Origin of the sequence: Deinococcus aquiradiocola (genome assembly GCF_014646915.1) — a bacterium.
GTDB classification, from domain to species: Bacteria; Deinococcota; Deinococci; order Deinococcales; family Deinococcaceae; genus Deinococcus; species Deinococcus aquiradiocola.
Window position 1 is genome coordinate 80,157 of record NZ_BMOE01000007.1, and the last position, 21,741, is coordinate 101,897.

The window sequence follows — 21,741 nt, forward strand, 5'->3', positions numbered from 1 at the left end:
GGGTTTCTGTCCCCTATCGGCTGGGGTTCGTCCTGCAGCGCGACGGCGAAATCGAGTACGTGAGCCTCGTGAACTTCAAGTTTCTGTCCCCTATCGGCTGGGGTTCGTCCTGCAGCTGCAGCCGCTGTCGAGCAGGTCGTCGAGCAGGTAGGCGTTTCTGTCCCCTATCGGCTGGGGTTCGTCCTGCAGCGCTGAACGCGCAGGACTCGCACTGGAGGCTCAGTCGTTTCTGTCCCCTATCGGCTGGGGTTCGTCCTGCAGCGCGTGGAAGGTGTGCTGCTCGTGCAGCCCGTGTTCGAGTTTCTGTCCCCTATCGGCTGGGGTTCGTCCTGCAGCTTCGACCAGCTCGCCGCCGCACAGCTGATGCTGCAGTTTCTGTCCCCTATCGGCTGGGGTTCGTCCTGCAGCTTCCGCCCTGCCGGACGGTTACGCCTATGAAGTGAGGTTTCTGTCCCCTATCGGCTGGGGTTCGTCCTGCAGCCCCCAGAAGGCACGGCGTACTGGGTGATGGACGTGGAGTTTCTGTCCCCTATCGGCTGGGGTTCGTCCTGCAGCCGGGTCGGGTGGGGGTGCGGGCCTGGGCGTCGATGAGGTTTCTGTCCCCTATCGGCTGGGGTTCGTCCTGCAGCGGCCTCGTTGCTCTCCCCGTGCACCATGTAGATGACGTTTCTGTCCCCTATCGGCTGGGGTTCGTCCTGCAGCATCCCGCCCGGCGTGCCCGTGCTGCTGATCGCGGCGTTTCTGTCCCCTATCGGCTGGGGTTCGTCCTGCAGCGTCGTGCCGCCCGCCCCCATCCTGTTCGCGCAGGCGTTTCTGTCCCCTATCGGCTGGGGTTCGTCCTGCAGCACACCGGCACGCCCGGTGCGAAAGCAGGCCCGACGACGTTTCTGTCCCCTATCGGCTGGGGTTCGTCCTGCAGCGCAGGCGCGACGGGCGTGCCGCTGGCCGTGGCCGTGGTTTCTGTCCCCTATCGGCTGGGGTTCGTCCTGCAGCGATGATGCGCGGCAAGGTCGAGGCGCCGTTCGTGACGTTTCTGTCCCCTATCGGCTGGGGTTCGTCCTGCAGCTGCTGAGCGTGGCCGTGAACGACCCGTCATGCCCCTGTTTCTGTCCCCTATCGGCTGGGGTTCGTCCTGCAGCCGCGTCCTCCGCGTCCTCCAGCAGGTTCGGAATGGGTTTCTGTCCCCTATCGGCTGGGGTTCGTCCTGCAGCAGGACAGCCATGTACAGCTGTTCGAGGTTCATGCCGTTTCTGTCCCCTATCGGCTGGGGTTCGTCCTGCAGCCATGGCCGCCTGCCTGTTCTTCTCCTGCGACTTCTGTTTCTGTCCCCTATCGGCTGGGGTTCGTCCTGCAGCGTGGACTCGGCACACGGCCGCTTCTCCCACCTGCAGTTTCTGTCCCCTATCGGCTGGGGTTCGTCCTGCAGCGCCACCAGGGGCGGGTGGTGGTGCGGGTGGGGGTGAGTTTCTGTCCCCTATCGGCTGGGGTTCGTCCTGCAGCGCCGGGCGTGGCCGTCTCGACGTCCACCACCTCGAAGTTTCTGTCCCCTATCGGCTGGGGTTCGTCCTGCAGCAGCGCGAACGACCCGAACACCGCCGCTGCGTACAAGTTTCTGTCCCCTATCGGCTGGGGTTCGTCCTGCAGCTCGACACGCACATCATCACCGTCACGCAGGGCGTGTTTCTGTCCCCTATCGGCTGGGGTTCGTCCTGCAGCGGGCCGGTAATTCTGCCATGTGGTCCCTCCTACCAGTTTCTGTCCCCTATCGGCTGGGGTTCGTCCTGCAGCGGCTTATTTGGCCGTGTTCATCATGGCACCTCTCGATTGTCATACAACCCGCAGCGCGTATGCTGCAGCATTCAGTGTACTTCCTGGGCTGGCTTCGCAAGCAGTCAGATCTGAGTGTTAAAGAGGGGATTTGCGAGCTCGCCCAGACAGTCAATTCTTGATTTCCATCCAGAACGCCATAACCCTGGATGATCGAATAGCCATTTATGCCGTGACCCACGACTCGCAACATGCCTCGGTTCTGACGCAGGCAAGTGTCTTGCGGTCAGACGGTATCGCCACAGAAGTTCTTCAACTCGCACTCCAGACACTTGCCCAGCTGAGAAGTCGGACCCGGACAGCGCCCTGTAGAGATGAACGCGTTGACAGCTGAGATGGCCTGCCTGGTCCGGTTGCGCAGACGAACGTCGAACACGATGGTATGCGTCTGACGCGTGCGGCTGCTGTGCCAGTACCCGTGCGGGACGTCCAACCCCAATTGATCTTCGACAAGCAGGGCATAGGCGCACAGTTGGAGCCTGTGTCCGGGATCTGGGGGACGGACGGTGTGCTTGAATTCCACCGGGAAGGCAATGGCCCCATCCACGATGAGAAGGTCGAGTTCTCCGGTGAGTTGGAGCGGCTCACTGGTGAGTCGAACGTCGTACCGGCGCTCACCGGCCCGAAGCGTGTAACGGCTCAGGGTGCGGCGGCGCTCCCGTTCAAGTTCAGCCTGGTGTTGATCGCGGCCAGTCGTCATCAGCACGGTTTCTCGTCGCCGGACGGGCGTGCACCGTTCGAAGAACACGATTCGGGGGCAGTAGTGATGCTGCCGAAGCTCTGTCGGGGTGATCATCGGTCGTCGTCTCCCAGTTGCTCGATGGTGGTGGCCGTATCGAGTTGCGCCTGTTCGAGCTGGAGAACCATGATGGTGCCCGGGCTGTTCCCCAGGGCTTTCACGAGGCGGGTTTCCAGTTCCAGTCGCGCTGTGCGGGTCAGTTTGCCCTGGTACGCGCTGTACTGCATTCTCGCCAGGCCGTAATCCTTGCAGGCTGCCATCACCCTGGTTCTTCGTCTGTCGTCCTGAACGTCGTAGAGGACCAGGAGTGGCTGGCCCGCTTTCCGGGGGTCCTGCAGCAGTCGCACCATGTCGTCTCCCGCTCACCAGCTCGCGACGTACAAGGGGTAGTCGCCCTCGCCGCGCAGGTAGGTGGCGAGGGCTCTCGCCTGTTTGACCATGATGTTCTGCAGACGGTAGCGTTTCCCGCCGACCGTGTCACGTGCATCCAGACGAGCGTGGACCGCTTCGGCAATGCGTTTCCGGGTTTCTGGCGCGAGCTTTCCGTGCTCGTCCAGATCCGGTCTCCAGCCGCGACCCAGGGCGGCGAGGACTGAACGGTCGACCACGCAGGCCCGGAAGCCCTCCACGAAGTCCAGCACCAGGCTGGGTTTACCGGGCCGGTCAGTATGCAGGAAGCCCGCGAACGGTTCCAGGCCCGCCGTGGCCAGGGCACCGGCCGCCCGGGCATACAGGATGCCGTACCCGTAATTGAGGGTCATGTTGGTGAGATCGGTGGCGCCTCGCCCCAACCGGCCTGGAAATTCGAGCTCGGCGGGCAGCATGGCCGCCACGGCACCCCAGTACGCCACGCCGCCACGGCCTTCCACACCCAGCATCACGTCGCGGACCTCATCGATCTGTGCTCCCTGAATGCCGTTCAGCTCTGTCTCCAGACTGACGAGGCGCGGCAGGGCCAGCTGAATGGCGGCGAAAGCGGCCGGATCCGCTTCTTTCCGGTACTTGCCGAAGTACTTCAGCAGACTGGCCTGATTTCGCAGGCGGGCGAGAATGGCGTGACGGGCCACCTCGATGCCGGTTGGCGTGAGGTACGCCTGCATCTGAGCGCGCCGGGTACTGACTGTCCCGACCAGGTACGGACTGCTGAACTTCGCGTACGGGGCGCCCAGACCGTCGAGCAGGTCGATCTGAACGCCGAATTTCGCGCAGGCGCGGATGGCTTCGGCACTCAGGGTGCAGGCGGTGGTGGTGACGGAGACGCTTTCAAGGTCGCGGAGGGCCACCTCCTGCGTCTCCTGGGTCGGGTGGCGCAACTGCAGCCGTTCACTGCGGAGGGCGAGGAAGGTGCCGCGTTCACTGATCACGAGGTTCATGCCTTCAGCCTGAACGCCGGGGCAGGCTTTGGATGACGCGCAGTTCGGGCGTCAGTCCTGAGGCCACCCGGCGGTCTGGAGTTCCACCTGCCCTTCATTCCGAGAGCGCTTGAAGTCCAGACCGTACTCCTCGGTGTAGAGCCGGTCGATGACGTGAAGTCCGAGGTCGGTGCGCTTCTGAATGTGGCCCTCCTGGCGCTGCTTCCTGAGTTGTGACTTGCTGACCGAGACGAGCAGGCCCTGCGCCGAGATGGGGGACTCCTTCAGTTTCTCCCTGTACGCGGCTTCCAGGCTGAGGGGAAGGACCGTCACTCCGTCGAACAGGTCGTCGAAGCGGTCTTCCAGTTCGGGGTCGTCGCCGGTCAGTCGCCCGAACGGGCGAAGTTCATTGAGTTTGATCCGGAACGCTTCGCGTTTGCTGGTCATCGCCTCCTGGAGTTGCGTCAGGCGCGGGCCGGAGTAGATGCGGCTCAGGCAGGCGTTGGTCAGGACATCATGCAGGAGCACCGGTCCCTGATGGCAGAGCGTCCGCAGTTCCTGCAGGCAGGCTTCGAGCAGCGGCACATCGTAGGGGAACCTGGCCACTTCGGTCAGGACTGTCACGTCGACCACCGGGCGGGTGATGCCCGGCGTCACAGCTGCGTCGGTACCTTTGGTGCCGCGGCGGTTGACGCGGCCGAACCGTTGCACCAGGGCTTCGAGCGGCGCGAGTTCTGAGATGGCCGTATCGAAGTCCAGGTCCAGGGAAACCTCGATCACCTGCGTGGCGACCACGGCCATAGCTTCGCCGACATGATCGGCATTCAGTTTGCGCTGAAGCTGCTGCTCTTTCCCATAGCGGTCCTGGCCGTTGAAGCGCCCGTGCAGCAGCATGACGCGGTCACCCAGCTGTGCCTTGAGGGCAGCGTAGACAGCCTGGGCGCGGTCAACGGTGTTGACGGCCACCAGGATGCTGCGGCCACGCTCGACGGATGAAACCACGTCCGCGATCACGTCCGGGGCGTCAATCCTTCCTTCTCGCAGGTGCAGGCGATGCCGACAGTTCTCGTAGGCGACCTGGGGCGGGACCTGCTGGATCTCCACCTGCAGCAGTCGCCGCAGTTCCTCGCCGAGCCACTCTGGCAGGGTGGCGCTGATGGCGCAGACCTGGACGCCCCAACGGCCGATCAAATCCTCCAGGAGGGCCAGGAACATGCCGAGGCGCCCGGGTTCGTAGGCGTGAATTTCGTCCATGACCAGCATCGTGCCTGCTGTACTGGCGTAGATGGTCTCGTATCCGGGCAGGCGGAACGCGGCCCGCAGCAGCCGGTACGGGGTCGCCACCAGCAGGGGCGGCCCGTGGAGCCGGGCGTAGTCGTTGACGTTCCGGACCTGCCGCGTCACGGCGGATTCGTCGGCCGCGCCGGGCTCTGCCTCGACGGCCTGGCGGTACAGGAACTGCAGGGCCCTCCCGTGCAGCAGGCCGACGGCGCCCTTCGCGGAGAGGTCGCGGGTCAGCCGTTCCTGCATGGCGTTCAGGCTGGCCTGATACGGCAGCAGGTACAGCAACCGGAGGGGCTGACCGGTGGCGGCCTGCTGTGCCTGCGCCCAGAGCAGGGCCGCTTCCGTCTTGCCGCTCCCGGTGGGTGCGCTGAGGATCAGGTGCCCTGCCCGGCGGGCCGCCAGCTGATGCGGTCTGAACGTGAACGGCGCGGCCCGCCTTCGCATGGCTGCCAGGTTGACGCCCAGCGCTTCCGCTCCCGGCAGCATCAGGGGGAGCGGTGGCGGCGCGTGGGCGCTGGCCAGCCGGTCGGCCTGCTGGATGACTCCGCGCAGCAGCATGCCCCACCGGATCTGCTCCGGGTGGAGCGGTGACGTCAGGCCGCCGTACCGGGTCACCCCGGCCGTCAGGGCTTCAGCCAGATCGACCCTGCCCTGCCGGAGGTGGCCCGCATCGAGGCGGCGTGCACCCAGGCGGTCGAACCCGAGCCGGGTCCGCCACTGTTCCGGCACGTCCTGAACCCAGCGGGCCAGGGCCGCCACATCCTCCGGCGTGAGCATCTCGATCAGTTCATCCACCCGATCGGCGGCCGGCTCGGCACGAAAGTCGTGGCCGTACAACGCCCTGATGCTGCCCGCGTCCCGGTGGTGGGACACCACCCCGAGCTGAATGGCTTCCTCGGTCGCCTCGCAGGCCACCCAGGGAACGAAGGCGAGCGACAGGACCTCGTGCCGTTCGGGGAAGCGTTCTTCCGCGCCGGTCAGGACGCGCTGAAAGCCGGTGGCGGCCTTCCCGAAATCGTGAATGACGGCCGACCAGAACGCCACGTGCCAGAAGTCCTCGCGGAGGGACAGGGCAGCCAGACCCGGGGCCCGCAGTGCCAGCCCGGCGAGTTTCTCGACCACGTTGTACGTGTGCGTTTCGAGCGTCTCGACCTGCCCACCGTTGAAACGGGCGCTCTTGGCGAGCAGATGAGCGATCGGACTGCCCGGGGAGTCAGGCACCGAGGCGGACTCCTTCGCTGTCCGGCCCGGTCAGGGTGTGCCAGACGAGCGCCCGCCGCCGTCCGGCCCGGCCGCGCGCTTCAGGCGTGAACGGATCGACCCAGAGGTCGTAATCTTCCGGCAATCCGTAGGTGAGGGACCCACCGCCGGACGGTCGGCCGCCAGCAAGCTCGTCAGGGAATGGCGTGAGCACCCGTCCCATCAGGGCCACGTAGCGCGCCCAGGTCATCTGCTGCCGGTTCTCCGGCTGGATATGGCGAGGCATCAGGATGCCCTGACCGTCGGTGACGTGCGTCCGGAACGCCCAGGGCAGCAGGGTGTGCTCCAGGTAGCCGGCTTCCGCACGCTGCACCTCGATGATCTGGACGCTGGTGTAGGACGCCAGGTCCTGCGAGCGGCCCAGTGCCACCGGGAAGGCCGGAGAGCGGAACGCCGCGTGCCAGGACTCCAGTTCTGGCGTATCGATGTAGAGGGTCAGTCTCGGCCGGAACAGCAGTTCGCGCAGGGTCGGGCTGAGGCTCGCGGTGATGTTGGGCGCGGCCCTGCCTTTCCTCGGCTTTCGGTCGTCCCGTTCGATGTTCCAGGTGTGCTCGTAATCGTCCACGCTCGCGAGATGGGTGAAGGCGAATGCGAAACGGAACGACGCCGGGTCCGGGTACTCACCCAGGACGCTGGCGATGTGGCCGTTGAGGGTCGCGGGGGGCGGCAGCGGAAAGCTCGGCTGCCGCCCCACCAGCAGGTAGGGGTGCCGGAAGGACGTCATCGTTCCTTCCAGTTCAACTTTCAGCACTCGCATCGGCGGGCCTCAGTTCAGCCAGTCGCGGCTGACGTCGCGCAGGTCGTCCGCCAGCTGACGCAGAACCGTACGCGGGTGGTCGAGCACGAAAGTCAGGCCGTGCTCGGCCTGCACTTCTTCCAGCGCCGAGCGCAACCGGTCGCGCTCGGCATCGTGAAAGCCGGCCACCCAGCCCACGTACAGTCCGCTGAGCAGCTGGTCCTTCCATGCCGAGACGGCTTCCTTGAGGGCCGCCACGTTCACCCGGGGGGTCCCGCGTTCACCTTCACCCACCACGTACTGGAACGGGTTGTTTCCGCCTTTCGTGACTGCCAGGATCACCGCTGCCGGAGACACGTCGGTGTAGTGGAGGGCCTGCTTGGCGCCGCCCTGCAGTTCGGCCAGACCGGCCACCAGGGCGGCGAGACGCTCGGCGCGCTGCTCCCGGGTCAGCCGGTAGGCTTTCTGCTCGGGGAGGTGCTCCATTCCCGCCGCGGCGGCTTCGTTCCGGCGGGTGTCGTCGAGGTTCATGTTGCCGGCCTTGCTGGTGTACGTGAACGTGCCGGCCCGGCCCAGGTCGAGGCTGAGCTGGCCCTTCAGGACCGCACGGTAGAACTGGTGGGAGTGCGGGACCGGGTCACCGTCGTGACGGCTCATGGTGCCGAAATCCTTGACGATGCTGACCGGAGCGAGAGACACCAGCGTGCCCATCCGGAACGGCGAGGTGCGCGTCAGGCTTTCGGTGGTGACCGTCTCCTGCTCGCGGCCGTCGGCCCGGCTCTCTTTCGCGCTCGCTTTCTTGCCCTGGGCACGCATGTACCCGAGCAGGTCGTCGTCCCAGTACTTGATGGGGTTCCCGTCGGTGTAGGCCACCTTGGCCTCACGGAAGATGGGTGAAACGTGTTCCGCCCAGACCGGATCGGTGTTCAGGGTTTCACGAAGCCAGAAGCGGAATGCCTGCGACGACACGTACGGGTAGGAGTCCCGCCCGACCCGGATCAGTTTGACCCCCACCTCGTTGTCGTACGTGGCGTCGGTGGCCTCGCGGGCGTTGTTGAGGGCGGCGGCGGGGGCATCGATCAGCAGAAATCCATTCAGAAAGGCCATGGTTACTCGTCTCCTTCAGCAGTCTCGGTCAGGTCGGGGGTGGGCACGTCGATGTCTTCCAGCGCAGCTTTGTTCCGGACGAGCGGTTTCCGCTCGTCGGCATGCAGGCGTTCGATGAGACGCATCTTGAGGAGGTCGCGGGAGAGGTAGAAATCGGCACGTGCGCGCTCTTCCCCCTCCATGAACAGGTCCTGGTAGCGCTCCAACGTCAGGAACGGCGGCAGATCCCGCTTGACGCGTTCCAGGCTGGCGCTGAGCAGAACGGCCCGCAGGGTGGCTGGGCGGCGCGCCTCGTAGAGCTTGCGGAAGAGGCCCATGTCCTCCTCGTCGGCGATCCAGGTGGCCAGTTCGTCACCTACGGTGCTGAGTGCTTCCAGTCTTGCCTTGTCCATGGCCACGATCTCCTTCAGGAATGTGCTGGTGAGCGCCCAGAGCTGGGCGAGTTGAACTGGGGGGCGGGGGGGCGCAGGTGAAACCGTCCTGCCCTTGGTTTTCCGGGCGGTCACGGCCGCGCTGTCCGCTGCTGCGGTAGGTTTGAGGACGGCGTCGAAAGGCGGCTTGAGATGCCTCTTCAGAAAGCTGGAGGCCCGGTCCGGGAGGAGAAACAGGTCCTCGTAAATCCCGACCGATTGACCGTCGACCGGATCTTTGCCTTTCCTGGCCGCCCAGGTGCTGCGGGCCACCAGTGCATTCCAGGCTGCGGAGTGACGCTGTTCCGCCGTCTGGAGGAATGCCAGGGCAGGGTGACTCAGGGGGAAGATCCGCACGTCTGGTCCTTGGCCGCTGTTGCTGAGGTGGTGGACCGTCAGACCGCCTCGCAGTCGCTGGAACTGTCCTCCCTGGGCTACGGGGGCGTCGGCGAGGGCACGGAGGGGTTCACGCAGGCCCTCGATCACGCGCGTTTTGGGGGAAGTCCACCCCTGCCCTTTCTCGCTCAGCAGGTAAGAGTCGTTGGCCCGCTGCTTGAGCTTGCCCTGCCAGCGGATCACCAGTGCCATGAGGGCCCGCTCGTCATCGGCCGCGACCACCATCGCCTTGCCGCTCACCAGGGGCGCCGCGACAGCCAGGCCCTGGAGGGCGGTGATGGCCAGGCCGCTGAGCGGAACGCCAGGTTGTCCGTCCGGGAAGAAGTTCATGGGGCCGCGTCCCATGAGCATTGGGAAGAGGTCCCTGGAGACCCGCTGTTGAGCGGGCAGTTCGGGAAAGAAAGCGCAGGGCACGGGGAGCCCGTTGGGGTGCTGGTAGGCATCGATGACTCCGACCAGCACGGCCCTCTTCTTCTCGTCGCTGAAGGTCGTGTTCAGGAAGTTGATGGTGAAGACGACAGCGATCCAGCTCGTGAGTTCCGGTGTGAAGTAGTACTGCAGTGCCCACGTTTTGAAGGCGCTGATGTCTGACGCCGTCACGTCTTCGGGGTGTTCTTTCCCGGCGAAGACCGTCATTCCGGCGATCGCCATGTCCATGATCGGGTGATGGGTCCAGTGCAGGCCAAGGGCTGCCGCTTGCCGGTCGGTCTGGGTCGTGGTCGTGTGTGTCAAATCGGTTTCACCTCCACGAATGAGTCTGAAAGATCAGTGCGTCACTGGAAGCCTGCCACAAGCGGGGGCGGCGTGGGGACGAATGTGTCGTGTCGGCTGAATTGGGAGCGATGCCGTTCACGTGAAGAAATTGCCCATCCGGGAATTCGGAGTCCCTTTGCCTTACTTTGCTATCCTGAAGTAAGGAGAATCCATGCGTACACCCACCCGCGCCACCGCCACCCTCTCCAGCAAAGGCCAGCTCACGCTCCCCAAAGAGGTCCGCGAGCGTCTCGGCGTGCAGAAAGGTGACGAGGTCGAATTCACTCTCGACGACCACGGCATCCACCTGCGCCCCCGCCGCCAGGGCGACAACCCCTTCCTCCGCTGGGTCCAGGACGGCCCCGTGCAGCACCAGGCGGATCAGCCCCTGATCCACGCCCGGCACGCCGGCCTCAACGAGCAGGAACGCGCCCTTCTGCAGTCCGGCCCCGGCGCGAACGTCATCCGCCTCAACGACCTGGACGAAGACGGCCACGCTTGATCACCGCCCTCGACACCAACGTGCTCGTGTTCGTCTACGACCGCGCACCCCACGCGCCAGAACTGGCCCGGCAACTGCACACCCTCGCCCGCGGCGGCCCCCTCGTTATCTGTGGCGTGGTGTACGCCGAACTCCTCGCCGGCCCCACGCGCCCGAAACCTCAACTCGACATCTTCCTCCGGGACATGGGCGTGCACCTCGACGCGGACATGACGGAAGCCGTGTGGGCCGAGGCGGGACGCGCCAACGCGGATTACCACGCCCGGCGGCGCGCGGGCGGTCTGATCAAGGAACGACCGGTCCTCCCGGACTTCCTGGTCGGCGCTCACGCCCTCCACCGGGCCGACCGCCTGTACACCGAGAACGTCGCTGACTTCAGCGACTTCCCTGCCCTCACCGTGATCGAAGCCCCCAGGATGCCCTGACCCTCAATTGCGGCCTTGAATGACGCTTCCCCGACGTAAGCTGCCGCATGCCCGATTTCGATCTGCCGTTCACCGTGCTCCGCGTCACCCTGCGGGCCGAAGAGGACGTCCACCTCCCCCCCTTCCCCGGCTCGAAGCTCGAAGGGGCGTTCGGACGCGCCCTCTACCGCCTCGCGTGCACCCAACCACACCGTGAAACCTGCACTGGCTGCCCCCTGCAGCCGATCTGCCCGTACGGCCTGACCTACCAGCCCCACCTGCCCGCCGAAGTCCGTGCAGCCTCCCTGGGCACACCGCCACGCCCCGTCGTGTTCCGGATCCCCCACACGCAGGGCGTGCTCCTCCAGCCGGGCGATACCTTCACCTTCGGCCTCACCATCCTGGGCACTGCCCTGACGCAGCTGCCTTACCTGCTCGCCGCCCTGCGCGAAGTGGGCCAGGCCGGACTCGGACACCTCCGAGGCGTCCTGGAACTCACCGAAGTGCAGAGCGTGAACCCTTACACCGGCGAGACCGTCACGCTCCTCCAGGAAGGACAGCTCGGGGTTCACCTCCACCCGATCATCCTGAACGTCGACCACCTGCCGCCCGTACCCGACGGAGAGGTAACGCTCGACCTGCAGTCCCTCGTGAACATCCAGGTCGACGGCAGAACCGTCCAGAACCTGCACTTCCCGGTGCTGGTCCGCGCGCTCCAGCGGCGGATCAGCAACCTCGAACAGATTCACGGCGGGCGAAGGAGCATGGGGCAGGACTTCACGACCCTCCCCTACCTGGCCAGAACAGTGAACACCCGGAACCTCGATCTCCGCCCCGTCACCCAGGCACGGAAAGGCAGTCGGCCGAACGAACGGGCAATGATGCACGGCTGGATGGGCACCCTGAGCTACACCGGGGACCTGCGGCCGTTCTCGGTGCTGCTGAGATACGGCGAGCAACTCGGCGTCGGCAAATGGGCGCACTTCGGTGCCGGCCTCTACACCCTCCGATGAACCGGAAACGGGACAAGACCCGCCGCATCACGCAGTTGCCGAATCTGCTGACGGAACCGCGAACGGTGGCCGAGCTGGCCACCTACTTCGGCTGCCAGCATCAGGAGATTCAACGCGACCTGCGGGATCTACGAAGCCACGGACTGGACATCCAGAAGAGTCAGGGCCGGCCACCGCTCTACCACTGCCTGCCGCAGGAAAAGACTGCCCAGACTGCACCGGTCCGGGCAGTCATCACCCACGCCATGCTGAGGCTCCTCCATCACCACGCGCCCACCCCCAGCCGCATCTACCACCAGGCGTTGACTGAACTGGCCGACCAGTTGCCAGAACGTCTGAGGAGCGTCTCCAGTCTGGCGCTCACGGCTCCCTCGGGCGACACGCCCCGCGTCCTCGAGACGATTGCTGCAGCGTGGTGCTGGGGCCAACCCGTGCGTTTCCTGTACAAGAAACCCAACACGCCTGCGCCGACCTGGAACACCCTGCACATCCTGTTCATGGAGATCAGCCGGAGCAACCACGACTGGTACATCATCGGCCGACGCCCGAACGATTCGTCAACCAGGACCTTCCTGCTGAGCCGCATGCTCGATGCCGAGCGCCTGACCGACCAGACCAGCCCGGAGCAGTTCTACGACCCCCGTCAGGACCTGGACGGCGCCTGGGGGATCATCGGCGGAGTGGAACGGTGCAGGATCGAGTTGCGCTTCCATCCCGACGTTCACGACTGGATCGCGGACCGGCAATGGCCAGGACAGCGCGCGTCGCACAGAGACGAGGCAGGCTACTACCACCTGATCCTCGAAGCGCCGCTTCACAGGAACGGCGTCCCGGTCGAGATCCTGACCTGGATTCGAGGGTGGGCGCACAACGTGGACGTCGTGTCCCCACCCTGGCTGCGGGCACGCTGGCTTGCCGAGGCGCAAACACTGCTGGAGAGATCCCGATCCGGGCCGTGATTCGATCTGGGCCGGGCAGGACGGTCTCTGTCGGTGCGCCGCCACGAGCACCTTCTACACTTGATGCATGCCCCCAGCACACCCAGGCCCAACGTTCCCGCGGATCATCGCGCACGATCGAGGCCGGCAGATCCACGGTCAGGTGACTGGCTCCGGCGAACCGACCCTGGTGCTGCTGACCGGACTGGGCACGCCAGCGACGTGGTGGCACGAGTCTGGTGATGCGGTCGAGGATCTCCTGACCCTGGTGGGCCGCGAAACCTGGGATGATGCCCCGTTCATCGCCCCTGAGCTCGCCAGGCGATTCCGGGTCGTGACTTACGACCGGGCGGGCATGCAGGACAGCACGGCGCCACAGCAGCCTCGGACCACCGACGACTTCTTTCAGGAGTTGGACGCCGTGCTGCAGGCCGTGGACGTCCAGCAGCCGGTCGTGCTCATCGGCCATTCCATTGGAGGGCTGATCGCGCTGGAGTACGCTCGCCAGTCCCCAGACAGGGTCCACGCCCTGGTGTTGCTCGACAGCTCCCACCCGGATCAGCTCGCCCAGTTCGCCGTCGCGACGCCCGCAGATCAGCTCCGGAGCGAGGCGGAGGCGAGACAGGCGTTCCTTGAACATCATCCGGAACGTCCCGATCTGGAGGAGCTCCTGGGGCAGGGTGCAGACGCGGCCCGGCCAGGGTGTCTGGGAGAAGTCCCGCTGCTGGTGATCTCCAGGGGAATGCGCCCCGGACCGGAGATGGATCCCCCTTTCGACGCGTCTCTGGAGCGACGTGAACAGATCTGGCAGGCCCTACAAATGGACCTGGTCGCGTGTTCGGTACGAGGACAGCATCTTCGACTGGCCAGTCCCTCCCACTACGTCTACCTGGATCAGCCCCGGACGGTGCTGCAGGCCATCCACGCTTTCCTTGAAGGGCTCCACGCTCCTTGACGATGGGTTCCTCGTTCGTTTCGAGAGAGTGAGTCCTGAGGACCCCGACGGGCGCTGGTCTCGAAGTTCATCCACGTCGCACCCTGCAGGGTCCAGATCACGCGCTGAAGCTGTGCGGGCCAGCCTCAGCGCCCGGTCACGGCCCGCCCCGAATACCGCCGTGCTCCTTGAGCCGTTTCGTCGGACGTGACATCGATCTGCCGTGTCAGACGCGGAAAAACTCAAACCAGGGAGCATGAAGAATGCGAAAGAAAGGGCACGAAACCACTGATTTGACCCTGCAGCAGTCGCCTGTTCTCCCTGAAGAGACCCGAGCGACAGGACCGGGAACGAGAAAGAATACGTCTCAGACGCTATTTTTCATCCGTGGGCGAGAGCGTTGACCTGAGTGTTGCTTGAGCCGTTCTATGCCGCCGTTAGCGCCACCATGGACGCGCCCGGTCCATCCGTGACGAGCACGGCACAGAGAGCAGTTCGCAGGCCCGGTAGACCCGAACGCCGTTTTCGATCATGGCGTATACGGCTCAGAGGCGATCGGAAGCCGTCAGCGCTTTTTGGCCAGCACCTCTCGTATCCCCTCGATCCCGGGACGTTACTGCCCGACGATGTTGAGGAGACGGACGAGATCGAGCGGGTACTGGCGGCCAAGGAGACGCTGAGCTTCACGTACCGCCCGCCGAGACGCAACCTTGACGACGTGAGCTGACCCTGCACGTTCAACCGGGGCGTCCACTCAGCAATCGGCCCCACCACGCCTTTGTGCAGGGGTGCATGGCTTTCCGGTAAGCTCAGGTATGAACAGGAGAGCGGCGGTCCTTCTCGTGATGGCCCTCGGCATGAGCGCAGCCAGTTTCGAGCCGACCAGTCCCACTTCCATCCGCTATACCGCCCCCGACGGGCAGCGCCGGACAGCGACGTATTTCAGGGTGCTCACCGTGAGGACACCGCGCCTGTCCGGAGCCGACGTCCGCGAGGTCCAGCGGCGCCTGCGTCAGGTGCTGCCGGACGCCCGGGGCCTGACGATCGACGGGTACTACGGCCCGGTCACGGCGGCAGCGGTGAGACGCTACCAGCTCAGGAACGACCTGACGCCGGACGGACGCGTGAACTTCGACACCTGGGAAGTGCTCTTTGATGTCGGGGAGTGAATCATGGACGCGACAGCACCGAAGCAGGTGGTCTGACAGCATGAAGACCTGGCCACCCGTTGACCAACCACTATTGCCCATCTCCATCCCACAGGGCTTTGCGGTGCTGAAGCAGCGACGGGTTGTCGAACGCCCGTTGGCTTAATTCGGGAAGTTGAGGCGACGAGGCGACTGCAGAAACGACCGGGAAGCGGATGGATGAGGTCGTGATCCGCCGGATGATCGGTCGATTGGCAGGGAAGAAAGCGGGAGAAACCAACGAGAGAATCTTCTCGGTCGCAGCTTGGCGGGATACCCCCTACTACACAGAGGCAGAGCGGGCAGCACTGGCGCTTACCGAAGCAGCGACGCGGCTCGGTGACCGTCCGGAACCAGTACCTGACAGGATCTGGTCAGAGGCAGCTCTGCACTATGACGAGGCGGCTCTGGCTGCCCTGACCCTCGCCATCGCCACCATCAACGCGTGGAACCGGATCAACATCATCACAGGGCAACGGGCGGGAACCGCTTGGTGAAATCACACGGAATGGAGCATGGCTATCACCACAGTTCGGAAGCCGTCGGTTCGGAGCCATCGTCTACTCTCTGGAGAATTCCCACGGCGCTGCCAATTCGCGCTGCAGAAAAGCACAAGTAGTACGCAGGTCAAAGCTCCCACCCACAGATGAAAAACAGCCTCCAAGACGCGTTTCGTCTCGTTCCCAGTCGTGTCGCTGAGGCCTATTCAGGGAGAACGGGCGAGTGCTGCGGAGGCAAATCAGTGGTTTCGTGCCGTTCCCGTTCCGTTCTTCAGATTCCCTGGTTTGAGATTTCCACGTGCCACACGGCAGATCGACGTAACGTCCGACGAAACGGCACAAAGGGAACGATCTGTCGTGCCTCCATTCGGGTTGACCCGATGAGGTGGTGGCCAGGACGTCCAGAAGGTTGCCAGAACAGGTGGCTGCCCGGTCAGGCGGTGGTGTCCAGGATCAGCCGCAGCGCCTGTGCAGGCATGTCCCAGTGCGGGAAGTGGCCGCTGTGGTCGAACCAGTGCAGCCGGGCGTCGGGAAACAACTCCTGAGCCCTCGACGCCTGTGCTGGCAGACACACCCGGTCCCAGCGGCCCCAGCCGATCACCAGCGGGTGTTCCAACCCCCCCCGGGGAACGCCTTGCTGCGCCTCGCCGAACACCAGGTCGCGCAGCAGTTCGTCGGTCGATGGGGAGGCCGCGAAGCTCCTCATCTCGGTCAGGGTGAGGTCTGGCGCCAGGTCCCAGGGATGCGAGGAAAACTGGGCGAACAGGGCACTGCGGCCGACGGGAGAAGCTGTCAGGGCAGGCATGACCGGCTGAAGCGCACGGATCAGCTTGATCGACATGGCCACCGTGCTGTAGAAGAAGCCCCGTTCCCAGCCCCGCCAGAACCCGCCTGGATCAAGTGACACCACCGCTCCCAGGACGCCCCCGCGCCGCGCGAGTTCCAGCACCAATCGAGCACCCATGGAGGTGCCCACGGCGTCGATACCCAGGAGGTTCTCCCGCGTCAGAAAATCGGTCAGCGCGTCGGCGAGCGTGGCGATGCTCACCTCACCGGGCAGCGGGGGCGTGTGGCCGAAGCCGGGCAGATCGACGGCAATGACTTCGCGCTGCGCCTCCAGTCCGGCCAGAATCGGCGCCCAGGTCTGCCAGGAACTGCCCAGCCCATGGATCAACAGCAGCGGTTTGCCCTGGCCGCGCCGGATGTGGTGGAGCCAAGGCCCGGAACGGCTCTGAGAGGTGGGCAGGGTGGCGGGAGCGGGTGAAGTCATCATCTTACTTTCGGGGCGTGCAGTGTGACTGGAGGCCCGATTACGCCAAGACCTCTTGGGCTTTCACCGGCGACAGAAGGTGAACTGCGCTGCATCGCTCTCAGCGAGGATGGATTGGCAGACCTGGCCTCAGCCGGTCTCCTGACGTCAGTCTGGGGTATACCTCAACTGGACGTCAGGCAATGGAGCAAAAAGCGTCAGGCTAGGGTTGGACTTCGCGTGTATTGACACGGGATAGACCAGGTCTGAGATCCTAACCTGACCCATCGGAGCGCCTCGACTGAACCTTCCATGAAAGGCCCAGTGTCAGAGTCGCTGCCGTAAGGCGCAATGATCAGGAGGCAGCGGCCAGGTCCCTCATGACCTCGACCAGCACCCGTGCGCCCCGAACAATCTGTGCTGGCTCCAAACCTCCATAGCCCAGGAGCAGGCCGCCTGGTGCCACGTCCGAGACATAGAACGGCGAGAGCACACTGACGCGCACGCCCTGCTTCTCAGCCCGGTCCGCCACTGCCGCCGCATTCAGGCGCTCGTCCAGTTCCAGGTGGATGTGAAAGCCCGCTTCCAGGCCACCCACCCGCGCCATGGACTTCACGCCGGCCAATTCACGCACCAGCAGTTCTCGCTTGCGCGCATACACCCGCCGCATCCGCCCGAGGTGCCGCTCCAGATCACCTGAGCGCAGAAAGAATGCCAGCGCCCGCTGCACCGGCCAGGACGTGTGGTAATCCGCAATGGTCTTCAGCCCAATCAACCGCTCGCGGAGCACTGGCGGCCCCACGATGTACCCCACCCTCAGGGCAGGAGACAGGACTTTAGAGAAGGTTCCCAGATACACCACGCAGTTCGGGTCGAGCGAAGCCAGCGCCGGCAGCGGCGCGGCGTCATAGCGGAACTCACCGTCGTAATCATCCTCCACGATCAGGCTGTCCTGCTCCCGCGCCCAGGCCAGCAGGGCGTGACGGCGTGGCAGCGAGAGGCGGCTCCCCAGCGGGAACTGGTGCGAGGGGGTGGTGTAGACCAGGAACGGTGCGTCTTCGCCGAGAGGGAGTTCGCTCACTCGGAGGCCGTCCTCATCCACTGGGACCGGCAGAATCTGTGCCCCCCGCTCCCGGAGGACCTGCCTCGCGAGGCGATACCCCGGCTCCTCGAAGGCGGCCACGTCTCCCGGGGCCAGCACGGCCCGCGCGACCAGATGCAGGCCCTGAATGGCCCCGCTCGTCACCACCACGTCATCCGCTCTGCAGACAACGCCCCGGGAGCGCCGCAGGTACGCCGCGACTTCGGCGCGCAGTTCGGGGTCTCCCGCGGCTTCCGCGTAGGTTCCCGGGAGGGTGTCCTCCGCCACCCGGCGCCAGGCCCGCTTCCAGGCCGCGTCCGAAAGGGGCGCGACAGCGGGCTGTCCCACCCGGAAATCGATCACGTTCATTTCGGTCGCAGATGGGGCCACGTCGGGTGTCACGAAGGAGCCCCGCAGCCAGCGGGGCTGATCTTCACGGAGGGACGCGTCTGAGGGGACCGGTGGTGTCAGGCGGACTTCGGGGCTGACGTAGGTTCCTGCGCCGACGCGACCAGTCAGATACCCCGCCGCCAGCAGGTCGTCATAGGCCGTGAGCACGGCCCCACGACTGATCCCCAGCACTCGGGCGAGGGTGCGGGTGCTGGGCAGCCGCGCCCCGGGACGCAATTGACCCTTCAAGATCGCTGCCTGCAGTTGCGTGCCCACCTGCTGCGCCACGGGCACAGGGCTGGACCGCTCCACATGCAGGGGCACGTCCACGGTGACGTCCGGCTGTCGAATTGGTGAATGGTCAGGCATTTTCATCTTGAAATGGTACTCCCCGCCCGACCAATGTTCCTTCACCATGAGGAAGTATGACCCCAAGCATTCGCTCTGCCACAGAACAGGACGTTCCACAGCTCCTGCCCTTGATGCGAGACCTCGCTGCGTTCGAGCAGTACCTGGACGTATTCGCCGTGAACGAGGACGTGCTGCGAGAGCAGGGCTTCCGCAACGATCCCCCAGACTTTCACGCCCTCGTCGCCGATGCGGACGGAACCCTGGTCGGCATGCTGGTGTATTACCTCGTCCCCTTCACCGCGACGGCCCGGCCGACGCTGTACATCAAGGAGCTGTACGTGGCCGAGGACGCGCGTGGGCAGCGCGTCGGGGAAGGGCTGATGCGTGCGGCTGCCCGGGAAGCGACGACGCGTGGCTGCGGCGCCGTCCGCTGGACGGTCGCCAACTGGAACACGTCCGGACAGCGTTTCTATGAGCGGCTGGGAGCACAGGCGAATCCTGTCTGGATCGACTACGGTCTCAGTGGTCCAGCACTGACGGCTCTGGCCGAGACCACCACCTGAACAGGTACAGGAGGCACCTATGACGGACCCCACCCCACGAGGCCAGCTCAAGCGTCAGGACAAAGCCATGACCCAGGGGGAAGCCGAAGCGTTTCTCAGCACCAGCTTCTGTGGCCGCACCGGCACGCTCGGCCCTGATGGGTATCCCTACGTCGTCCCCAACCTCTTCACCTGGCACGACGGACAGGTCTACCTTCACACCGCCCGCTATGAGGGACATTTTCTGACCAACGTACGCTTCCATGACCAGGTAAGCTTCGAAGTCGACGAGCCCGGTGAAATCTTCCCTTACGGTCACATCGAGTGCGACACCTCGGTGTCCTACCGCTCCGTCATCGTGTTCGGGCGCGTCCGGATCGTCGAGGACGTAGACGAGAAGCTCCGTTTTTACCGGGCATTCATGGACAAGTACGCCCCCGAGGATTCCTGGGGCCGGGAAAAAGATTCCCTGCCGCGCGTGAACGGCACCGTGGTGTACGCCATCACCCCTGAAACCATCACCGGAAAAGAAGGCCGCCTGCCACCGCTCCATGAACGCTGGCCCGCCAGGAACGACACCGCCTCACCCGGCTGGCAGAAGCGCAAGTAAAACGTTGCACTTCCGGAGACCACTGTATGAACAACCTGCTCCAAATCAGCCCCATCGTGGCTGAGCGTTTCCCGAATTACCACGGGCTCGTCCTGCTCGCCTCTGACCTGACCAACGGTCCGAGCGACGAGCGCAGCACTGCCCTGTTGCGGGACGCCGAGACGCATGCCCGCCACATGTTCGCCACTTCACCTGTCGCCACCCACCCACACGTGCTGGCTTGGCAGGACGCCTACCGTGCATTTGGGATGAAACCCAAGAAAACCATGAACTCCGCCGAGGCCCTGATCACCCGCGTCGTGAAAGGCGGAGAACTCCCAACCATCAACCGGCTTGCGGACGCTTACAACGCGGTGAGCGTGCGCTTCGTCGTGCCCTGCGGCGGCGAAGACCTGGATCACGTGGTGGGGGCGGTCACCCTGAAGGTGGCCGACGGCACCGAACCGTTCGAGACGAACAAGGACGGTCTACCGTTCATCGATCATCCAGTTCCAGGTGAGGTGGTCTGGGCCGACGAGGCGGGTGTGACGTGCCGGGCCTGGAACTGGCGGCAGGGCACCCGGACCCGGTTGACGGAAGATACGACGAGGGCCTACTTCCTGTTCGACGCCCTGCCGCCGATGACGTTTGAAGATCTGGAACGGGCGGGAGATGAGTTGACGGCGATGTTGAAGACGCTGTCTCCAGGCTGCCGGATCGAGCGTCTGCATCTGGGACAATCAACGCGTGAGTGACCTGGGTACCCTGCTGGTGGCCGGACTGGGCGCGGCAGTGGCTTACGGAGCGGGGGGATTCAGCGGCGGGATTGCCACGAAACGGAACCCGGTGACGCGCGCCGTGGCATTGGCCCACGTCTTGTCGCTGGTCGTGTTTGTCGGGCTGGCCGTGGAAACCGGCGAAGCCTGGCCGAGGCCGACGGACCTGATGTGGGTGGCGCTCGCAGGGGCGGCGGTCTTGGCCTCGGGGCCTATTACCGAGGCCTGACCCTACTAAAGTGCGTCTGAAAACTCTGTCAGTAAAACGCTTTGGGTTGCACAAAATGCGTCTCATACGAATTTCGTGTCACTTTTTTGCCAATCGACGGGTCATCAGGCGGATCATGAGCTCATAGATCAGATTCTCGGTCGTCTCTGCAGACGCTTCGTAATCTCGACTCATTCGCCTCGACTTCCCAAACCAAGCGAACGTGCGTTCGACAACCCATCGCCGCTTCAGCACCACAAAGCCCTCTGGGACGTAGATGGGAGGTGGTGGTTGGTCGATGGGTGCCCAGGTCCTCGTGTTGCCAGACCAAGGGTGCTTGACGATCTCCAGCGTCCATCCCAGCTGGGTCTTAACTTCCGAAGCCAATTTCCCCGTGTATCCAGCATCGGCCCACACGTGCTGCATACGCGGGAATTCGTTTCGGACCTTGTTGAAGACCAGAACCGCGCCAGCGCGGTCCTGGAGATCAGCAGGGTGAACCACGACACCCATCACCAGCCCAAGCGTATCGACCAGGATGTGACGCTTCCGTCCATTGATCTTCTTGCCTCCATCATATCCCCGTGGACCTCCAGCCTCGGTCGTCCGTGCAGATTGGCTGTCGATGATGGCCGCGCTGGGCGTGGCTGCACGCCCAGCGTCGAGGCGGACATGTTCCCGGAGCACGGTATGGACACGCTCCCAGAGACCCCAGAGTCGCCAAACCCGATGGGAGTGATACACCGTTGACCAGGGCGGCAGGTCGTGTGGCATGAGTCGCCAGGCGTTTCCGCCTCGGATCACGTAGAAAATACCGTCCAGGATGTCTCGGAATGACCATTTTCGAGGCCGCCCTGTGGACCGAGGTGCCGGAAACAAAGGACTGAGAATGATCCACTCCGAATCCGTCAGGTCCGTGTCGTACGCTCTTCTGTCCATCCTTCAGCATACTGCTGAAACGATCCTGAACTTACTGACAGAGTTTTCAGACGCACTTTAGCTTAGATGACTCGTTGTCTTGTTCCTTAACATCATTGACCGCCGAGGAGACGTTCACAGCAGCCACTTGATGCAGGCCACCTGACAGGAGAAAACCTGATGATGAGTAGCCGTCAAGCCGTGATATCACTCTGCCTTTTACTCGTTGGCTGTGGTTCAGGAGGTGGTGGAGGCGGGGAAACTACTCCTTCAGTGCCGTCGATTCCGGGTGGCC

At 64.6% G+C, this 21,741-nt stretch carries 21 protein-coding genes and 1 CRISPR repeat array; of the genes, 11 read left to right on the forward strand and 10 right to left on the reverse strand.

Annotated elements, in window-relative coordinates:
- Nucleotides 1-2 precede the first annotated feature (2 nt).
- Nucleotides 3-1,788: a CRISPR direct-repeat array (repeat unit 37 nt; unit sequence GTTTCTGTCCCCTATCGGCTGGGGTTCGTCCTGCAGC).
- 265 nt (nt 1,789-2,053) lie between these two features.
- The 7 genes from cas4 to IEY33_RS11465 are packed head-to-tail and all read right to left on the reverse strand — an operon-like array spanning nt 2,054 to nt 9,843.
- The gene (gene cas4 / locus IEY33_RS11435) at nt 2,054-2,623 is read right to left on the reverse strand and encodes a CRISPR-associated protein Cas4 (RefSeq protein ID WP_188963410.1); all 570 of its coding nucleotides are present in this window, start codon (nt 2,621-2,623) and stop codon (nt 2,054-2,056) included.
- Nucleotides 2,620-2,916, reverse strand: coding sequence for a CRISPR-associated endonuclease Cas2 (cas2, locus tag IEY33_RS11440; RefSeq protein WP_188963411.1), 297 nt, complete (start codon nt 2,914-2,916; stop codon nt 2,620-2,622). Before cas2 ends, cas4 begins: the two co-directional genes overlap by 4 nt.
- Before the next feature lie 12 nt (nt 2,917-2,928).
- A complete protein-coding gene (gene cas1, locus IEY33_RS11445) occupies nt 2,929-3,939 on the reverse strand; it encodes a CRISPR-associated endonuclease Cas1 (protein WP_188963412.1) in 1,011 nt (336 codons plus the stop codon).
- A gap of 51 nt (nt 3,940-3,990) precedes the next feature.
- The gene (cas3, locus tag IEY33_RS11450; RefSeq protein ID WP_188963413.1) at nt 3,991-6,423 is read right to left on the reverse strand and encodes a CRISPR-associated helicase Cas3'; all 2,433 of its coding nucleotides are present in this window, start codon (nt 6,421-6,423) and stop codon (nt 3,991-3,993) included.
- Nucleotides 6,416-7,219 carry a CRISPR-associated protein Cas5 gene (gene cas5, locus IEY33_RS11455; protein WP_268238832.1) on the reverse strand — a complete coding sequence of 268 codons (804 nt, stop codon included), beginning with the start codon at nt 7,217-7,219 and terminating at the stop codon, nt 6,416-6,418. The genes cas3 and cas5 overlap by 8 nt, the downstream gene beginning before the upstream one ends.
- Before the next feature lie 9 nt (nt 7,220-7,228).
- Nucleotides 7,229-8,305, reverse strand: coding sequence for a type I-B CRISPR-associated protein Cas7/Cst2/DevR (gene cas7i, locus IEY33_RS11460; protein WP_188963415.1), 1,077 nt, complete (start codon nt 8,303-8,305; stop codon nt 7,229-7,231).
- A 2-nt stretch (nt 8,306-8,307) separates the two neighbouring features.
- Nucleotides 8,308-9,843: a hypothetical protein gene (locus IEY33_RS11465; protein ID WP_188963416.1), complete on the reverse strand. Its 1,536-nt coding sequence runs from the start codon at nt 9,841-9,843 to the stop codon at nt 8,308-8,310.
- 193 nt (nt 9,844-10,036) lie between these two features.
- On the opposite strand from IEY33_RS11465, the gene IEY33_RS11470 reads away from it, so the two are divergent.
- From IEY33_RS11470 to IEY33_RS11500, 7 genes are all read left to right on the forward strand, one after another.
- The gene (locus IEY33_RS11470; RefSeq protein ID WP_188963417.1) at nt 10,037-10,366 is read left to right on the forward strand and encodes an AbrB/MazE/SpoVT family DNA-binding domain-containing protein; all 330 of its coding nucleotides are present in this window, start codon (nt 10,037-10,039) and stop codon (nt 10,364-10,366) included.
- Nucleotides 10,363-10,791, forward strand: coding sequence for a type II toxin-antitoxin system VapC family toxin (locus tag IEY33_RS11475; RefSeq protein WP_188963418.1), 429 nt, complete (start codon nt 10,363-10,365; stop codon nt 10,789-10,791). The genes IEY33_RS11470 and IEY33_RS11475 overlap by 4 nt, the downstream gene beginning before the upstream one ends.
- Nucleotides 10,792-10,838: 47 nt before the next feature.
- Nucleotides 10,839-11,783: a CRISPR system precrRNA processing endoribonuclease RAMP protein Cas6 gene (cas6, locus tag IEY33_RS11480; protein WP_188963419.1), complete on the forward strand. Its 945-nt coding sequence runs from the start codon at nt 10,839-10,841 to the stop codon at nt 11,781-11,783.
- Complete coding sequence (locus IEY33_RS11485; RefSeq protein ID WP_188963420.1) at nt 11,780-12,742, forward strand: helix-turn-helix transcriptional regulator; 963 nt, start codon at nt 11,780-11,782, stop codon at nt 12,740-12,742. The genes cas6 and IEY33_RS11485 overlap by 4 nt, the downstream gene beginning before the upstream one ends.
- A 67-nt stretch (nt 12,743-12,809) precedes the next feature.
- The gene (locus tag IEY33_RS11490; RefSeq protein ID WP_188963421.1) at nt 12,810-13,676 is read left to right on the forward strand and encodes an alpha/beta fold hydrolase; all 867 of its coding nucleotides are present in this window, start codon (nt 12,810-12,812) and stop codon (nt 13,674-13,676) included.
- 935 nt (nt 13,677-14,611) lie between these two features.
- Nucleotides 14,612-14,824: a peptidoglycan-binding domain-containing protein gene (locus IEY33_RS11495; protein WP_188963422.1), complete on the forward strand. Its 213-nt coding sequence runs from the start codon at nt 14,612-14,614 to the stop codon at nt 14,822-14,824.
- Nucleotides 14,825-15,018: 194 nt separating this feature from the next.
- Complete coding sequence (locus tag IEY33_RS11500) at nt 15,019-15,339, forward strand: carboxymuconolactone decarboxylase family protein (RefSeq protein WP_188963423.1); 321 nt, start codon at nt 15,019-15,021, stop codon at nt 15,337-15,339.
- 436 nt (nt 15,340-15,775) lie between these two features.
- Here IEY33_RS11500 and IEY33_RS11505 read toward each other — a convergent pair whose 3' ends face one another.
- Together IEY33_RS11505 and pdxR are read right to left on the reverse strand one after the other, a co-directional pair.
- The gene (locus tag IEY33_RS11505; protein WP_229670960.1) at nt 15,776-16,615 is read right to left on the reverse strand and encodes an alpha/beta fold hydrolase; all 840 of its coding nucleotides are present in this window, start codon (nt 16,613-16,615) and stop codon (nt 15,776-15,778) included.
- A 331-nt stretch (nt 16,616-16,946) separates the two neighbouring features.
- The gene (gene pdxR, locus IEY33_RS11510) at nt 16,947-18,479 is read right to left on the reverse strand and encodes a MocR-like pyridoxine biosynthesis transcription factor PdxR (protein ID WP_229670961.1); all 1,533 of its coding nucleotides are present in this window, start codon (nt 18,477-18,479) and stop codon (nt 16,947-16,949) included.
- Between the two features lie 8 nt (nt 18,480-18,487).
- On the opposite strand from pdxR, the gene IEY33_RS11515 reads away from it, so the two are divergent.
- From IEY33_RS11515 to IEY33_RS11530, 4 genes are read left to right on the forward strand one after another with little or no spacing between them, the layout of a single operon-like run.
- A complete protein-coding gene (locus IEY33_RS11515) occupies nt 18,488-18,976 on the forward strand; it encodes a GNAT family N-acetyltransferase (protein ID WP_188963424.1) in 489 nt (162 codons plus the stop codon).
- Between the two features lie 19 nt (nt 18,977-18,995).
- Entirely contained in the window at nt 18,996-19,565 is a 570-nt protein-coding gene (locus tag IEY33_RS11520; protein WP_188963425.1) for a pyridoxamine 5'-phosphate oxidase family protein, read from the forward strand.
- Nucleotides 19,566-19,591: 26 nt separating this feature from the next.
- Nucleotides 19,592-20,299 carry a B3/B4 domain-containing protein gene (locus IEY33_RS11525; protein ID WP_188963426.1) on the forward strand — a complete coding sequence of 236 codons (708 nt, stop codon included), beginning with the start codon at nt 19,592-19,594 and terminating at the stop codon, nt 20,297-20,299.
- Complete coding sequence (locus IEY33_RS11530; protein WP_188963427.1) at nt 20,292-20,549, forward strand: hypothetical protein; 258 nt, start codon at nt 20,292-20,294, stop codon at nt 20,547-20,549. The genes IEY33_RS11525 and IEY33_RS11530 overlap by 8 nt, the downstream gene beginning before the upstream one ends.
- 78 nt (nt 20,550-20,627) lie before the next feature.
- On the opposite strand, the gene IEY33_RS11535 is transcribed toward IEY33_RS11530, so the two are convergent.
- The gene (locus IEY33_RS11535) at nt 20,628-21,467 is read right to left on the reverse strand and encodes an IS5 family transposase (RefSeq protein ID WP_188963428.1); all 840 of its coding nucleotides are present in this window, start codon (nt 21,465-21,467) and stop codon (nt 20,628-20,630) included.
- Nucleotides 21,468-21,741 lie beyond the last annotated feature (274 nt).

Excerpts from the sequence above, each read along its gene's own strand:
- pdxR (WP_229670961.1), bottom strand. The coding sequence starts at position 18,479 with ATGGTGAAGGAACATTGGTCGGGCGGGGAGTACCATTTCAAGATGAAA.
- IEY33_RS11500 (WP_188963423.1), top strand. The coding sequence starts at position 15,019 with ATGGATGAGGTCGTGATCCGCCGGATGATCGGTCGATTGGCAGGGAAG.
- cas6 (WP_188963419.1), top strand. The coding sequence starts at position 10,839 with ATGCCCGATTTCGATCTGCCGTTCACCGTGCTCCGCGTCACCCTGCGG.
- IEY33_RS11535 (WP_188963428.1), bottom strand. The coding sequence starts at position 21,467 with ATGGACAGAAGAGCGTACGACACGGACCTGACGGATTCGGAGTGGATC.
- cas5 (WP_268238832.1), bottom strand. The coding sequence starts at position 7,219 with ATGCGAGTGCTGAAAGTTGAACTGGAAGGAACGATGACGTCCTTCCGG.
- cas7i (WP_188963415.1), bottom strand. The coding sequence starts at position 8,305 with ATGGCCTTTCTGAATGGATTTCTGCTGATCGATGCCCCCGCCGCCGCC.
- IEY33_RS11520 (WP_188963425.1), top strand. The coding sequence starts at position 18,996 with ATGACGGACCCCACCCCACGAGGCCAGCTCAAGCGTCAGGACAAAGCC.
- IEY33_RS11525 (WP_188963426.1), top strand. The coding sequence starts at position 19,592 with ATGAACAACCTGCTCCAAATCAGCCCCATCGTGGCTGAGCGTTTCCCG.
- cas1 (WP_188963412.1), bottom strand. The coding sequence starts at position 3,939 with ATGAACCTCGTGATCAGTGAACGCGGCACCTTCCTCGCCCTCCGCAGT.
- cas4 (WP_188963410.1), bottom strand. The coding sequence starts at position 2,623 with ATGATCACCCCGACAGAGCTTCGGCAGCATCACTACTGCCCCCGAATC.
- IEY33_RS11515 (WP_188963424.1), top strand. The coding sequence starts at position 18,488 with ATGACCCCAAGCATTCGCTCTGCCACAGAACAGGACGTTCCACAGCTC.
- IEY33_RS11505 (WP_229670960.1), bottom strand. The coding sequence starts at position 16,615 with ATGATGACTTCACCCGCTCCCGCCACCCTGCCCACCTCTCAGAGCCGT.
- cas2 (WP_188963411.1), bottom strand. The coding sequence starts at position 2,916 with ATGGTGCGACTGCTGCAGGACCCCCGGAAAGCGGGCCAGCCACTCCTG.
- IEY33_RS11485 (WP_188963420.1), top strand. The coding sequence starts at position 11,780 with ATGAACCGGAAACGGGACAAGACCCGCCGCATCACGCAGTTGCCGAAT.
- IEY33_RS11490 (WP_188963421.1), top strand. The coding sequence starts at position 12,810 with ATGCCCCCAGCACACCCAGGCCCAACGTTCCCGCGGATCATCGCGCAC.
- IEY33_RS11470 (WP_188963417.1), top strand. The coding sequence starts at position 10,037 with ATGCGTACACCCACCCGCGCCACCGCCACCCTCTCCAGCAAAGGCCAG.